The sequence below is a fragment of the Shimia thalassica genome (assembly GCF_001458215.1).
GTDB classification, from domain to species: Bacteria; Pseudomonadota; Alphaproteobacteria; order Rhodobacterales; family Rhodobacteraceae; genus Shimia; species Shimia thalassica.
Genome location: NZ_CYTW01000001.1, coordinates 383,912 through 397,003, shown reverse-complemented (window position 1 = coordinate 397,003; position 13,092 = coordinate 383,912). Strand labels below are relative to the sequence as shown.

The window sequence follows — 13,092 nt, the reverse complement described above, 5'->3', positions numbered from 1 at the left end:
TACTCCAAATTTGGGGATCTCTCCCCGGCTCAGTTTTGGCGGGTTGCCCCACCGTTCGGGTCCTTGTCTACGGGTCCCGAGGCCAGATCGCCCGAAGGTCGAAACCTTACGGAAAATTCTCGTCTCGTTTCCCATCTCAGGAAGGAATTATGAAGTTTCCTTCACCCTCCGTCTCGGACAGGACGGGGCCTATGTCGCGGCCCCGCCATTCATCGGGTTGCCCCGAAGAATTCTTTAGCGCTTATTGCGCGGCAGCGTTGTCAACGTCAATTGTTACGCCGGGGCCCATTGTCGAGCTCAGAGCGATTTTCTTGACGTATGCGCCTTTGGCACCTGTTGGGCGGGCTTTCAAAACGGCGTCCATAAAGGCGCGAACGTTTTCAACCAGCTTGGCTTCGTCGAAGGAAGCTTTGCCAACACCGGCGTGAACAACACCAGCTTTTTCAGCTTTGAACTGGACTTCGCCACCTTTGGCTTTGGCCACGGCATCAGCCACGTCCATAGTCACAGTTCCAACTTTCGGGTTTGGCATCAGGTTACGTGGACCAAGCACTTTACCCAGACGACCAACAACAGGCATCATGTCAGGTGTTGCAATGCAGCGATCAAAGTCGATGGTGCCGCCTTGAACGGTTTCCATCAGATCTTCTGCACCAACGATGTCAGCGCCAGCGGCCTGAGCTTCTTCAGCTTTTGGACCACGTGCGAAAACAGCAACGCGTACAGTTTTACCTGTGCCGTTAGGCAGACCAACAACACCACGAACCATCTGGTCCGCGTGACGTGGGTCAACACCCAGACAAACTGCGATTTCTACAGTCTCGTCGAACTTCGATGTTGCCGAGTTCTTGACCAGAGCGACAGCTTCTTCAACGGTGAGGTTGCTTTTGCCTGCGAACGCTGCACGAGCAGCAGTTGTGCGCTTACCAAGTTTAGCCATTACTTTACCTCGATGCCCATCGAACGTGCCGAACCAAGGATAATCTGCATAGCAGCATCGATGTCGTTTGCGTTCAGGTCTTTCATTTTTGCTTCGGCGATTTCTTTCACCTGAGCAGGGGTCACCGAACCAACGGTCTCGCGACCGGGCAGGTTTGCACCGGATTTAAGACCAGCGGCCTTGATCAGGTAGTAAGACGCAGGAGGCGTCTTGATGTCCATGGTGAAGGACTTGTCCTGATAGTATGTGATGACAGTCGGGCAAGGTGCACCAGCTTCCATGTCCTGTGTCTTGGCGTTGAATGCCTTACAGAATTCCATGATGTTGATGCCGCGCTGACCCAAAGCCGGACCTACGGGCGGCGACGGGTTTGCTTGACCGGCGGGCACTTGCAACTTCATCGTGCCGGCGAGTTTCTTGGCCATGTGGCCTCTCCTTCTTTCCAACACCCTCGGAACGCGTTCCTCGGGCTCTAGTTGTGTGGTTCAGTCCGCGCATCGCGATGCGCTCGCCTCCCACTCGGTTAAACTCAGATCTGTTTTGTGACCTGAGTGAATTCCAGTTCGACCGGCGTTTCGCGGCCAAAGATCGACACCGTCACCTTGAGGCGCTGGTTGTCGTCATCAACTTCTTCGACCATGCCGTCGAAGTCTTCGAATGGGCCGTCGTTGACTTTGACCTTTTCGCCCACTTCGAACGAGATCAACAACTTCGGCGCGTCTTCGCCTTCCTGAACGCGGTTCAGGATGCCGTTCACTTCTGCGTCACGCATTGGCATCGGGCGACCTTGCGGGCCCAAAAAACCAGTGACGCGGTTGATCGAGTTGATCAGGTGATAACCCTGATCGCTCATTTCCATGTGGACCAGAACATAGCCCGGCATGAAACGGCGCTCTGTGGTAACTTTCTTACCACGGCGCACTTCGATCACTTCTTCGGTCGGAACCAGCACTTCGTCGATCTCGTCTTCGAGACCCTTTTCGGCAACCGACGTGCGGATTTGCTCAGCGATCTTCTTTTCGAAGTTCGACAGAACACTAACCGAGTACCACCGTTTCGCCATTTGATCGCTCTTCCCGTCTTCATCCGACCCAAGGCCGGAAATAATCTCATTGCTAAAGGCGTTGCCGCCTTGGCCGGAACAAAAAAGCGGCGCGCAACACGAATCGCCGCACGCCATTTCCGGATTTCCTGCGGGAATTACATCCCAAACGCTCTCGGTTCAAGCACAAACGAAATATCTGACGAAATTCGTTGCGATAAGGACCGACAACATCCGTTGCGGCAAAGCCCCAATGAAGGACACCGCTTTCGCCGGAAACGCTTTGCGCCGCTGACCGCCCTGCGCAAAGAAACTCGGCTGTTGTTTAACTGATTTGTAATCAAGCCCCGAATCGCGGCTCGAATTCTCGCGTCAAAGCCGGAATGGCTTAGCCGAACATTGACAGGATGCCCTGCAGTCCGCTTCTGACGATGAGATCAACCAGGAAGAAGAACACCGCTGTCAGTGCGGCCATGATGAAAACCATAACGGTTGTCAAAAGAACTTCGCGGCGGGTTGGCCAGACGACTTTCGAGACCTCTGCACGGACCTGCTGAATAAAGGTAAGTGGATTGGTTTTGGCCATGATGCTTCTTCTTTGACTGGATCAGAGGCTCACATACGCGGCGCGCCAGACAATTTCAAGGGGTCGATTGCCCCAAGAGAAAACGCATCGAGGTTGCGACCCCGATGCGTCTTTCCGATAAAGCCGCCAAGGGTGTCAGCTTTGCTCAGAAAGCCCAGACAGCAACAACTGCCAAAAACACCACAGCAACCCCGCGCGCATAGGTATCCACACGCCACAGCAATCGGCGGCGCGCGCCACCCTGCGCATCCTGATGCGCCTTGGACACCCAATCTGTTGGCGGCGACAGGGGCGCCTCTTCTTGTGGTTCGGAAAAATGCAATAACGGCTTTAACGCGGGCTGCGGTTCGTCGTCCCGCAATTCTATGCCCAAGAGGCCTTCAGGCGGCTCAGGGTCATCATCCGAGACTTTCGGCGCCTCCCATTCCGCGTCTGGTGCATGATCGGTCTCCAAGCCTGATAAGGCTTCTGTTGCATCATGCTTCTCATCAACAAGAGACCGGATGACATCCAGCGTCTCTTCATTGAATTCCTGTCCTGGTTCGATGATCTCTTCGCCATACTGACGCGCAGGCCGACCATCGGACCGGAAAAGTCCGTGCTTACTGGTCATGGCAACCACTTCCCATGTTTCTGGCACAGGCGAATCAATCACATGTGCCTGTTTCCCCCTACGGGACGGGTTTCGTTGGCAGCAGCACCCAATCCCGGCACATCCATGGATGTATCGTGACATTTTGAAGGCCAATTAGGGTGATTAAAGGTCAAAAGTAGGGCGATTCCGTGACACTTGTCGCAGAATCAAAACTTCTCTGCACCATGAAAGAACAGACCAGCCCGACCGGGTCAATATGGATCACCGCAAGGTGTTCCCCCATTTCATTATGGCCCGATCCCGGATCACACCAAACGGAACATGGCACTTGATCTGGCAAATTCGGAACAGTTTTCGGCCGCAACCATGTGCCCTCTTACACGCACAAAAATTTCGGCCTATAACGCTGCGGTCGGGAGGTTTTCCCGTGTTCTGCTTTGATTTTCAATGCGACCGACCCACCAAGAATGCGACCCTGTTCCGCATGACATAACCGCGATGCCTTTGGCCTTTTCTGTAAGAGATCTTTTGAAATGCAACAGCTCAACGTGACACCGATGCCGCTGATTTTCAGCCAGAAACGGGTGGTGCTGTCCTTCTCGCCCAAATCTGCCTGTTCTCATGCGATCATCTGGTTCCTTCTGAAAGAAAACCTTTTGCCCGCCGCCAACTATTTCTCGCATTGGCCGCACGATTTCCGCAACAAGGTCTATTACAACTCTCAGGTCTACAAGCAGCGCAAACAGGCATTCGCGAAAGCCGACCCAGACAACTGGACCCTTCTCAAGGTCACCCGTGATCCCGCCAAACGGCTTATCTCGCAGTTCCGCCATTGCGTGCGGTACAACGTGATCGATACCCAGATTCAAAATCGTGCCGGCATCAGCATGTCAAAAGACGGCTTGTCATTTAATGACTTCGTGAAAGTCTTGAAAAAGATCCCACGCGAGCGCCCCTCAACATCCGACCCGCATGTCTGTGCGCAATTCCAACCGGTTTGGACATTGCCCTTTGGTCGGGTCATCACGATCAACGTCGACGATTGCGAAGTAAACGATGTGCTCAATCTCGTTGAAAAAGAACTCGACATGTCTGTGACCGACTTTGAAACACAAGGCACCTTTGCGCGGATCAAAAAGATTCACTACGCCAAAAAAGAACCCGTTGTTGTTGATGCGCCTGTCGAAGGTTGGGAAAACTTCAAACTGACGCGTCAGGCGATCAAGGATGACGAGTACTTCCCTAAAAAAGAGCTTTTGCCACACGCGCAAAAAGTAGCTGCCAAGCTGTTTCCCAATGACAGCACTCAGACAGCATGCAGCGACTCTGAAGGAACTATCTTCCCGAGACCTTAAGCGACGAAAAACGATACACAGGCCGCGCATCTCGATGCGGCCTGCCCGTGCTTATCCCTGCCTCGGTTATGCTGGATCGCAATCGGTCCCTCAGCGCTGACAAAATACACCCTTCGACGTGACCAATGGCCCAAAAGTGGCAAAGCGATCTCGCGCATCCGCAGAAACGCTTGTCATCAGCTTGGCGACAGCGGCTTTGTGTTTTGAGGGGCGCTTTGAGGAACGTGTGAAGTTATGAATCGGCTTATGGCTGTGATGTTGCGTAACTTACAAAAAGGACTTTGCCTTTCTGAGAGGCAAGAGTTCTTTGATGCTTTTCTGCGAATCTATGAGATCGGGGATAAATGAAATTGAGACACTCAAAAGCTACCGATTCATCTTTTTGTTGTGGCCGGTTGGATCGAACTAAATGGGTAATAATGTTGGCTGTACTTTTTTGTTTGACCAACTCAATGCTTCTTTTCTCGACCGCATATGCTGAGGAGGAGAGCTTCCTTGAGCGCAAGGATAGATACACCCGCGAAAATCCTAGCCACGATAGCCTGATCCAATGGACGGAACCGGTCAGATTAGAGATTTTGGGTGCGGCATCTGCTGATGACATGTTTTTCGCCGCTTCTACAATCAGTTCTGTAGCTGAATTGAGCCTCACATACGCCTCTTTAGTTGGTGAGAGTTCAACTTGGTTTACCGAAAAAAGTCTCTTCAGTCCCAAGGCCAACTACATAGTTGTTTTCCTACCAGATATCGAAAACAAGGAGGCGATTGACAAAGCAGACCTTCAGGCGCGTGGCTTGGATGTCTCTGCCGCACATCCTTCAGTGCGAGACATAGTCGACAACGGCATCTCGCGACTTGGCGCTGGATGCTATGGAGCGTGGCAAGCCTCTCAGAAAAATGAAGTTAGCGGGTTTGTCATTGTTGCTGACCCCAATCACGATCCAAAGGGTTGTGTAAAGTCAGTTTCCATTTCATCGTTTGGCGTTTATCCGGTCGTTAGAATAATTGAATTTCCAGACAAGTTACCTTTACCACTTGTGAGTGAGTCTCACCTTCTTCTTTTGATCTCCGGCTACTGTAGGAAGATTCTAAAAGATAACTCATTTCATTGTCCCGCAAGACTTCTGGCTTCTTTAGACGCGGTAGAGGCCGAAGATTAATCAGCGGCAAAGCAGCAAAAAAAATAGGAAAAAGTCATGGAAGAAGAGACTTCGGGCTTTGCCGAATTTGCGCAAGATATCCTCGGTGGTAACATATCAATTTCTTTTCAGTTTTGTGGAAAATGGCAGGGGCACACAGACTCGAACTGTGGGCCTACGGTTTTGGAGACCTACCCAAGAAATCTGAAACCCCTTATTTATTGGGGTTTCGGAAGCCCAGATGTTACTCAAGTATGCCCCTGCAACCCCTGACAACGCCTGTCGTGTTACATTTGGATGTTACATTTTGAGCAGTGCACGCTCTGCACAAAGGATGCGATAGCGATCGAAGGCCAGCCTGAGCTCCTTCTCGCTGAAGTGAGCAGCGCTTCAAAGTTAAAACTTGTTACTGAGCCAGCCATGGATAGCGTCAACTAATTGTTGCGGCCCCTTTGGTTGCAAGAGTAGCATTAGGTTAAGAGGAAGAGCCGTTAACACGATGTCAAGCCCGCCTAAACTAGACGAAATCCGCCAGTATGTTGGTGATCTATCTTGAGCCACTGGGTACGTGAGAGAAACACGTTGACACCCAAGGACATGCGCCGCAGTAACTAGCTGATAGGTGTCCGATGATTTAGGGCGGGTCCCCAAGCGTTTGTACTTAGCGTCCGATACGGCAATCGGCGTGCCCTTGGTGTCGCGAAACACAACATCTGGCTCTGTTACCAATTTTGTGCCGCCTCCGGAGACAACTTCACCAAATACAATCCTGCGCTTGTCTACACGGCTTCCCTGATGCGCAGCCGCTCTTTGGCAAAGCCAAAAGACATAGTTTTCGTAGATCAGGTCCGAGTTCCAGAGAAATCCAGAAAGTGAAAAGTTGCCTTTTGCATGGTGAACTCCAAACCCTTCAAGTAATAGCAACCCAACAATTCGAGCAGGCTCAAGTTCTCTATATTGGATACCGAGACCTATTTGCCTTGCATCAGCAATGTGGGGGGGATGTCTTCCGACATGAGCTAAGCCGGCTGCGATCTCAAGGAGGGCCCTAGATCGCGCAGGCGTTTTTACTGTTGCAGCAAGGCAGTTGGCCGACCAACGAAGAAGCCGAGCAAGGGCCGTGTCGTCGGTCAAGAAATCCGTTACATAGTGAAGCTCCCACGGACGTGCGACCCAATCTCCGAGGCGCGACGTATCGATGCTTCCGCGCAGCATAGATCCGCTTCTCTGCTCGTTCCGATAGCCGCGAGGAAGTCCGCGGGCTGCGCCTCTTGCGTAGGACTTAAGAAACATCTCCGCAAGCAGATCAGGTAAAGACTGCGAAGCGATTGATTGGGCCGTCGTCAAATTTTCATCAACGTGCCCTCCCTCTACGACCGAAAGAATTCGCCAAAGTACTGTTTGCCAATTTTTGGTCTCGGCGCTGAGAAATTTTGGAGCAATTTCTATGTCGACTTTGCCTATGCGAAGTACTCCAGTTACCGCTTCGGCACGTAGTTTCACCATATTTTCATCGTGGATTTCTACGCGAATTGGATCAAACGGAATTCCCAATTCTCTTCGCCAACGCTTATTTGCGCTAGCTAAAAGATCGAGATCCATTTTGTCCGCCCTGTATAAAACCGGCTCGCCGTACTCTTGGAGCTCAATTCGAGGTTGCGCGATTACCTCGTAAGCCACCTGAAGGACCTTTTGACAATTTCTAGATCAAGGTCGCTAACTCGAACGGGCGCAAGCGTACGAGTTGGCGAGCTGTTGCCTATAGTAGTGCGCAGCGCCCATGCGATTTCACCGGTGGCAGGAGGGCTATCGACCCGTAGCAATTCTATAAGCTGTTCGGGGCGGCCAGAATACCTGTCTTCAAGCTGAGGGAACAACACGTCGTCCCAGACACGCGCTATGTCGCGCCAAACTTGATCCTCAGAAATTGGAACCCCTGTATCGCTTGCGGCGGCTTGGATGGAAACCAAAAGCCCGTGCCCAAGCTCGAACTCCGGCCCAAGGTCGCCCGCAATTAAGGCGTTCAGACGATCGAGTAGCAAGTAGGTGGTTTCAAACGGGGACAATGTCTCCCAATTTTCGTCCGTTGGTGCATTGATTGTTTCTCTTGTCAGCCCCCAAAGTTTTCCAAGAACGTCTAGGTTTGGCCGCATCTCAATACGGTCAAATCGGCGTGCCAGAGCACTGTCGATCGGTACTGCAGCTCTATCAACGCTGTTCATTGTGGAAACAACATACACGTGTTTGGGAAAGGTGAACCCTTCAGGAATTGTGGCCGTCTTGCCGCCGGGTCGTCGGATTTCCTCACTTACACCACTTTCAAATGACAGCTGTCTTAACGGCAACGGGAGAGGGACACTTCCCTCTTCTCTATAGTCGAAATCCAAAAAGGTCATAAACTCGCCGAAAATTCTCGCTGCATTACCCCGATTGATTTCGTCAATGAAAATTACAACTGAGTTTACGTCGGTTTCGGGGTCGGAAATTTCGAGGGCCGCATCGAGGAAAACTCCAGACCAAGGCCGGAGCTGCGTCCCCTCAGAAGTCATTTCAGGTCTGAGACCGAGAACGAAATCCTCATATCCATACGATTGGTGAAAAGTTGTCCAAACAACTTTGACCGGTCGGGGGATCGGGATTTCCAACTCCGGTCGAACAAACGGTGTTTCGGTTTCGGCGGGGTCTAGCCAAATCCCCTGTTCGGCTTCGGGTGGACTGTTGAGGATTTCAAAAAGCTCGCTGATTAAGCGAGTTTTGCCTGTTGCCGGCGGGCCATACAACAAAGCATTCCGCCCTCGACCCCATGAAAGTAGGATATTTTTGATTGCGTCAGGCATATCTTGTTCAACCTGCCTTTATGACGCCACCGACTGGCCGATTTCCATCGGGGTACAGATCCCACATTGGACTGTTTCTCGACATATTCGCAGGGCGGTAACCGCTTGTGAAACCCGCGAAGTACTCTCCCGCATTTGATTTCGCAATATAGATCCTGAGCCCGCCTTTTGGAAAAAAGGGCAGCGCGTCCTCTTTGCTGCCGACAGTGTCGGGGGCCGATGGGAAGTTTCTCGCAGCTGTCCATGCCGGATGCCGCAGCGAATTGGGAGCCTGGCGGTTTTGATTTGCAATGCGAAGTCGGCCTCCAGCCTTAGACTTGAATTCGATAGGGCCGGAAACGTTGGCATCATCGACAGCACTCGCATCAACAACAATCGGACCAGCTTCAGCGTCAGCCGCAGTCACGCCCAAAAAGTCGAGCGTTTCAGCGACAAGAGAAGCAGGAATTTCAATATAAAGCGATCCACCCCCGCCGTCGATTTGGTGATGCCGCTCGATGTTGTAAAACTCGCCGGGTTGAACATTGCGCCACCAGATGCTTTGAATTTCCAGCTTGCCTTGCATAATCAAATTGCCTTCACGTGATAAAGTCTTTCGAGAACGGTACCATCTTTCCCTTTAGCATTGCTGCGGTACCGGGAATAAGGATGTTCATGCATCGCGACTTTGCCGAATTCTCTCAAGATTGACAACAGTTCCTTTTCGCCAACCTGACCGTCCTCACTATACGATATAAAGATATGTGGAACCCGGAGACGCTCGAGTGTTTCTCTAAAAGCGTCGGCCGCCGTTCGTTTGTAGCAAAACTTAGAGGCTTGCTCTTGCCAAGGACGAAGCCCTCCGTCACCAACAGCAATTGGCTCATCCCCTCGGGCGAGAGTTTCCAATACATGGTAGTTCCCAGCGTATTGCCTTTTGGTGTAAGGTGGATCGAGGTACACGGCGTCCGTGTTCAGTTTGGGTGCGAGGTCCTCAACATTACCCTGCACGACCGCATGATTTCCAATCGTGCGGTCAAATTTGAGCGCCTCGAAACTGAGAGGCCTAAGAGCAGACGTTGATAGAGTTCGCCTAAAGTACCCATAGGTACCACTAATGTTGGCCACCTTATTGGTCGCAAGGATAAGATGTTGGAGCATTACATACTGTTCCGTCTCGCTTATTTCTCCAGCCTTTCTCATTTTTTCAATCCCTGCACGAACTCCGTCGATGTGTGCTGCATTTTTCGCTGAGAAATAGCGCCTTGAAGACCGACCGTTTGCCGGTTGGCCTTCATCACCGAACTCTCGAAAAAAGTAACCTTCAATTGGTTGAACTGAGCGCATCCAATCTAAAGCTCCCTCATAGCCGCCCAGCGCTTCATAATCTGGCGCCTTCTTTGCAATCAGCCGCGCATGTGCGTGAACCACTGGAAAGCTCAACGCGTCCGCCGCCATGACCGAGTATCCTGCCTGTGCTAGCGCAAATGCTACTGACGCTGTGCCGCACATCGGGTCGGCGATGGACGATCCTATTGGAATTTCGCGTGAAATAACGCCTACGATCCAATCAACTAGGCGGGTCTTGTTTCCCAAATAGCGGTACGACATGGCTTACCCTTTTTGAAGTTTTTCATTTTAGCCGCCTGTTTCGGATAACGATCCGGTCATACATGCGCCGAAAAGTGCCGTCGCCGTTTGGCAAGTAGAAGCGTGGTCCTCCTTGCTGGTATGTTCCTTTTTCTGCAATCTGCGACATCGGGAGACTGAGGGTTTTACTGGAGCCACATATTTCAAATTGATCTGGATTGTGCTTGTCTAAAAAGGAGATCGGCACGCCCATTAGGCCGGAATAGTCCTTTGGTATGTTCATAGTTTTACTAACATCTATTGCATCATAGTTTGCATATTTGGGGTAGTTTTCTGGCTTGTAAGTCATTTGGAGTTCCAGATCCTTGTGCCTTAAATGGTAGTCAAGGTTTGTAAACCACCGAACCCCCTTCACCCTGACAAATCTATTGCCCTCTCGGTCAACCCTCGTGCTCGCAGCATTAAGCGGATAGTCGGCTGGAACTTGGAACTCTCGGTCCCCGCTACGTATGCTTGGACCATACCACATTTGATTATGCTGGAAGAGAGGGAAAACCTCCTTATAGGTCAAGGCATTCATGTTTCCGATAATCAGAAATTTCTTTTTGTGTTCAATTAACTGGCCCACGTACTCACGAAACAAGGAGAACGGCGGATTGGTCACCACGATGTCAGCTTGCTTAAGAAATCGGATGCATTCGGCACTCCGAAAATCTCCATCCCCCTGCAAGGGACGGGCAATTGCTGCGTCTCGATTGCTTCCATTATCTTCCGCCCTTTCGCCCGAAAGCTCCAAAAAGACGGCTTGATCCGAGGCACCGCGGCTAAATTGTCTGCAATCTTGACTACGATAACAGGTTGTAAGGAGCTTTTTTAGGCCAAGTCGTTCGAAATTTTCGGCAAAATAGTTATAAAAGTTGCTCGCTCTAGGATCGTCACAATTGCAATATACGATCTTGTTTTTGAAATGCTTTTTATAATGTTCGAGCTCGAGTTCGATATCGTGGAGTGATGTGTAGAACTCGTCCTGTTTGGCTTGGCGTGCCGAGCTCAGTCTGGCGGTCGTCATGCCGTTCTCCTGTCGTGATTGGACTGACAGAACTAACTCTAAACGAGGGCCCTGTAAACTGCATCCTAGTCCTGGAAGCCTTTCCCAGAGCACTGGTGTCCCACGCCGAAATCCGGAAGCTCCAACAACAAATTTTCTAGCGCCCTTATTAGACCCTCAACGGAACCGATAGGTCAGCAGTTATCTCAGGCGTCGGTTCAAACGGCGGCTTTACTGCAATACCTGAAAGAGTTCGGCGCTGGTGTCGGTCATGGGCCCTATCCTTCCAGTTTTGCGCGAAGGCGCGCGGTTTTTAGTTCGAACATCCATTTCTTCGAAATGCTGACTTCGACAAACGCCGTCCGTTCGGTCAACTTGTGTCCCAACTCCAACAACGCGGCGGCTGCTGAAACGTGTTCAATGTCTGGCGAGATCAAATGCGCGAATTCGGCAAGGAATGCGCCGCCGTGGGCGGTCTTCCTGAACGCTTCTGACGGCATAGCCTCAATAAAACGACGCGCGGCGAAGAAATCGGCGGTGTACGCCTTCAGTTCATGGGGGAACGGCTCGAATATTTTTCCGCAAGGGCCCAAGAATTTGTAATCGTGGTGTAACGCGCGGCAACGCTTCAACTGTTCAATGAATGGGGCGATTGGTGTGTCGTCGATCGTCTCGAATACGGCATCTGGAACGTCGCTTAGTCGTGGTGTCATAGTCTCTTTTCCCTCTTGCCATGCCCTCTGGGCTACGCATTGCGGTGTGAGACAAGCTTACCTGAAACGCAAAGTGGTGTTAAGGTATTGTTAAGGATTGATTATTCGACAGCTCGACAGCGGTTGTATAGACCTATTCGACTAGATATCGACTTCGACGACAAATGCCGCGCTGTCCAATTCGATGTCAAGAGACGCGAGGTCGGGCAGAGGTTCCGTTTCAGCAAATAAACGCAACGCAGCTTGCGCCCGCATGGGGACATCATCAATCGACGCGGCGCTGCTGAATAAGGGCAGGCCTGCAATGTGGATGCCGTAATCGGTGTCGGTGTCCTTGTGAACGACGGCGGTATATCTGGTCATGGTCAGGGCTTCCATATCGGGGGGCGTCGTCCTGATCGACGCGGCAATTTTGACTTTTCGGGTTCTGGCTCGGGCTCGGGCTCTGGGGTCGGTGCGAGTTCGATGGATGGTTCGGCCTTCGGCTTTTTCTTCGCCTTCCGTTTCTTTTTCTTCTTTTTCTTGGGCTCGGGCTGGGCCTCAATCCGCAACGGTTCACCGTCGATCGGTTCGTCGTCGTAGACTTCCGCATCCTCTATATCGTCGCCGACCACGCCATATTTTTCCATCCGCGCCAGTATTTCTTGGCCTTCCTCAAAATCCTTGAGGTACGGGGCAATCTTGGCGTCGAGGATGGAGACAGCGTGTTGCTTGTCGTCGTCATCCATCGCGGTGCCGCCGTTCTGGTGAACAAGGCGGTGCTTTTGTTCGGGTGACATGCCCAAGGTATAGTCGAAAATAAGCTTCGCGGCTTGGTTGCTTCCTTGGATGCTGGCCTGCTGACTGGCATTCCGCATGAGAACGCGAGAGAGCGTCGCTTCGATCTCGCCATTGCCTGCGTCTAATTCGCCTCGGAAATACTTGGTCAACGTCTTAACGTCGATCCCGATTTTTCGTGCGATCGTGGTTTGGTTATCCCCGTTTGCGCGGAGTGTGATTACCATCTCGCGATCGTCTTTTGTCGGGATGAAACGGTTGTCTTTTCCCCTATGTCCCATGCTGTTTTCTCCTGATTATGGAAACCCGTCGCGCGCGATCTCGGGAAACCGTACGGGGCGCAAAAATCGCCGATTTAAGCCAATATAACACCTTTTCGGCTGTGCTGGGTGCTGGGTCGCCGCCAGAGGCCATGAGATCGGCTAATTTCGGGGGGGGGTTCTGGCGCATTCTTCCCCCTATGGTCGGTCGTCGGTTCATCTCTCGGCCTG

Annotated in this window: 15 protein-coding genes and 1 tRNA gene; 2 read left to right on the top strand and 14 right to left on the bottom strand. The window is 51.7% G+C overall.

Going from position 1 to position 13,092, the window contains the following annotated elements; translation table 11 throughout:
* Positions 1–241 precede the first annotated feature (241 nt).
* From rplA to PH7735_RS01780, 5 genes are all read right to left on the bottom strand, one after another.
* Complete coding sequence (rplA, locus tag PH7735_RS01800; RefSeq protein WP_058309623.1) at positions 242–940, bottom strand: 50S ribosomal protein L1; 699 nt, start codon at positions 938–940, stop codon at positions 242–244.
* A complete protein-coding gene (gene rplK / locus PH7735_RS01795; RefSeq protein ID WP_058309622.1) occupies positions 940–1,365 on the bottom strand; it encodes a 50S ribosomal protein L11 in 426 nt (141 codons plus the stop codon). The genes rplA and rplK overlap by 1 nt, the downstream gene beginning before the upstream one ends.
* A 104-nt stretch (positions 1,366–1,469) precedes the next feature.
* Positions 1,470–2,003: a transcription termination/antitermination protein NusG gene (gene nusG, locus PH7735_RS01790; RefSeq protein WP_058311092.1), complete on the bottom strand. Its 534-nt coding sequence runs from the start codon at positions 2,001–2,003 to the stop codon at positions 1,470–1,472.
* Positions 2,004–2,370: 367 nt separating this feature from the next.
* Positions 2,371–2,568, bottom strand: coding sequence for a preprotein translocase subunit SecE (secE, locus tag PH7735_RS01785; protein WP_058309621.1), 198 nt, complete (start codon positions 2,566–2,568; stop codon positions 2,371–2,373).
* Positions 2,569–2,713: 145 nt separating this feature from the next.
* The gene (locus PH7735_RS01780; RefSeq protein WP_145865247.1) at positions 2,714–3,181 is read right to left on the bottom strand and encodes a hypothetical protein; all 468 of its coding nucleotides are present in this window, start codon (positions 3,179–3,181) and stop codon (positions 2,714–2,716) included.
* A 515-nt stretch (positions 3,182–3,696) separates the two neighbouring features.
* Between PH7735_RS01780 and PH7735_RS01775 the strand changes: the two genes are divergently transcribed.
* Positions 3,697–4,518, top strand: a complete 822-nt coding sequence (locus PH7735_RS01775; protein WP_145865246.1) for a sulfotransferase family 2 domain-containing protein — start codon at positions 3,697–3,699, stop codon at positions 4,516–4,518.
* Between the two features lie 419 nt (positions 4,519–4,937).
* The gene (locus tag PH7735_RS01770) at positions 4,938–5,678 is read left to right on the top strand and encodes a hypothetical protein (RefSeq protein ID WP_145865245.1); all 741 of its coding nucleotides are present in this window, start codon (positions 4,938–4,940) and stop codon (positions 5,676–5,678) included.
* A 123-nt stretch (positions 5,679–5,801) separates the two neighbouring features.
* Here PH7735_RS01770 and PH7735_RS20655 read toward each other — a convergent pair.
* From PH7735_RS20655 to PH7735_RS01730, 9 genes are all read right to left on the bottom strand, one after another.
* Positions 5,802–5,919: transfer RNA gene (locus tag PH7735_RS20655), tRNA-OTHER, on the bottom strand.
* 134 nt (positions 5,920–6,053) lie between these two features.
* On the bottom strand, positions 6,054–7,259 hold the full coding sequence (locus PH7735_RS01765) for a 5-methylcytosine restriction system specificity protein McrC (RefSeq protein ID WP_145865244.1): 1,206 nt from the start codon (positions 7,257–7,259) through the stop codon (positions 6,054–6,056).
* 62 nt (positions 7,260–7,321) lie between these two features.
* Positions 7,322–8,494: an AAA family ATPase gene (locus tag PH7735_RS01760; protein ID WP_058309616.1), complete on the bottom strand. Its 1,173-nt coding sequence runs from the start codon at positions 8,492–8,494 to the stop codon at positions 7,322–7,324.
* 7 nt (positions 8,495–8,501) lie between these two features.
* Positions 8,502–9,059, bottom strand: coding sequence for a hypothetical protein (locus tag PH7735_RS01755; protein WP_058309615.1), 558 nt, complete (start codon positions 9,057–9,059; stop codon positions 8,502–8,504).
* 2 nt (positions 9,060–9,061) lie between these two features.
* Complete coding sequence (locus PH7735_RS01750; RefSeq protein WP_058309614.1) at positions 9,062–10,084, bottom strand: DNA adenine methylase; 1,023 nt, start codon at positions 10,082–10,084, stop codon at positions 9,062–9,064.
* 22 nt (positions 10,085–10,106) lie between these two features.
* Positions 10,107–11,132 (bottom strand): adenine-specific methyltransferase EcoRI family protein, encoded by a 1,026-nt coding sequence (locus PH7735_RS01745; RefSeq protein ID WP_058309613.1) that lies wholly within the window; start codon positions 11,130–11,132, stop codon positions 10,107–10,109.
* 257 nt (positions 11,133–11,389) lie between these two features.
* The gene (locus PH7735_RS01740) at positions 11,390–11,824 is read right to left on the bottom strand and encodes a hypothetical protein (RefSeq protein ID WP_058309612.1); all 435 of its coding nucleotides are present in this window, start codon (positions 11,822–11,824) and stop codon (positions 11,390–11,392) included.
* 141 nt (positions 11,825–11,965) lie between these two features.
* Complete coding sequence (locus PH7735_RS01735) at positions 11,966–12,187, bottom strand: type II toxin-antitoxin system HicB family antitoxin (protein WP_145865243.1); 222 nt, start codon at positions 12,185–12,187, stop codon at positions 11,966–11,968.
* Positions 12,188–12,189: 2 nt separating this feature from the next.
* Positions 12,190–12,753 (bottom strand): hypothetical protein, encoded by a 564-nt coding sequence (locus PH7735_RS01730; protein WP_145865242.1) that lies wholly within the window; start codon positions 12,751–12,753, stop codon positions 12,190–12,192.
* Positions 12,754–13,092 lie beyond the last annotated feature (339 nt).

Excerpts from the sequence above, each read along its gene's own strand:
- rplA (WP_058309623.1), bottom strand. The coding sequence starts at position 940 with ATGGCTAAACTTGGTAAGCGCACAACTGCTGCTCGTGCAGCGTTCGCA.
- rplK (WP_058309622.1), bottom strand. The coding sequence starts at position 1,365 with ATGGCCAAGAAACTCGCCGGCACGATGAAGTTGCAAGTGCCCGCCGGT.
- nusG (WP_058311092.1), bottom strand. The coding sequence starts at position 2,003 with ATGGCGAAACGGTGGTACTCGGTTAGTGTTCTGTCGAACTTCGAAAAG.
- secE (WP_058309621.1), bottom strand. The coding sequence starts at position 2,568 with ATGGCCAAAACCAATCCACTTACCTTTATTCAGCAGGTCCGTGCAGAG.
- PH7735_RS01780 (WP_145865247.1), bottom strand. The coding sequence starts at position 3,181 with ATGACCAGTAAGCACGGACTTTTCCGGTCCGATGGTCGGCCTGCGCGT.
- PH7735_RS01775 (WP_145865246.1), top strand. The coding sequence starts at position 3,697 with ATGCAACAGCTCAACGTGACACCGATGCCGCTGATTTTCAGCCAGAAA.
- PH7735_RS01770 (WP_145865245.1), top strand. The coding sequence starts at position 4,938 with ATGTTGGCTGTACTTTTTTGTTTGACCAACTCAATGCTTCTTTTCTCG.
- PH7735_RS01765 (WP_145865244.1), bottom strand. The coding sequence starts at position 7,259 with ATGGATCTCGATCTTTTAGCTAGCGCAAATAAGCGTTGGCGAAGAGAA.
- PH7735_RS01760 (WP_058309616.1), bottom strand. The coding sequence starts at position 8,494 with ATGCCTGACGCAATCAAAAATATCCTACTTTCATGGGGTCGAGGGCGG.
- PH7735_RS01755 (WP_058309615.1), bottom strand. The coding sequence starts at position 9,059 with ATGCAAGGCAAGCTGGAAATTCAAAGCATCTGGTGGCGCAATGTTCAA.
- PH7735_RS01750 (WP_058309614.1), bottom strand. The coding sequence starts at position 10,084 with ATGTCGTACCGCTATTTGGGAAACAAGACCCGCCTAGTTGATTGGATC.
- PH7735_RS01745 (WP_058309613.1), bottom strand. The coding sequence starts at position 11,132 with ATGACGACCGCCAGACTGAGCTCGGCACGCCAAGCCAAACAGGACGAG.
- PH7735_RS01740 (WP_058309612.1), bottom strand. The coding sequence starts at position 11,824 with ATGACACCACGACTAAGCGACGTTCCAGATGCCGTATTCGAGACGATC.
- PH7735_RS01735 (WP_145865243.1), bottom strand. The coding sequence starts at position 12,187 with ATGACCAGATATACCGCCGTCGTTCACAAGGACACCGACACCGATTAC.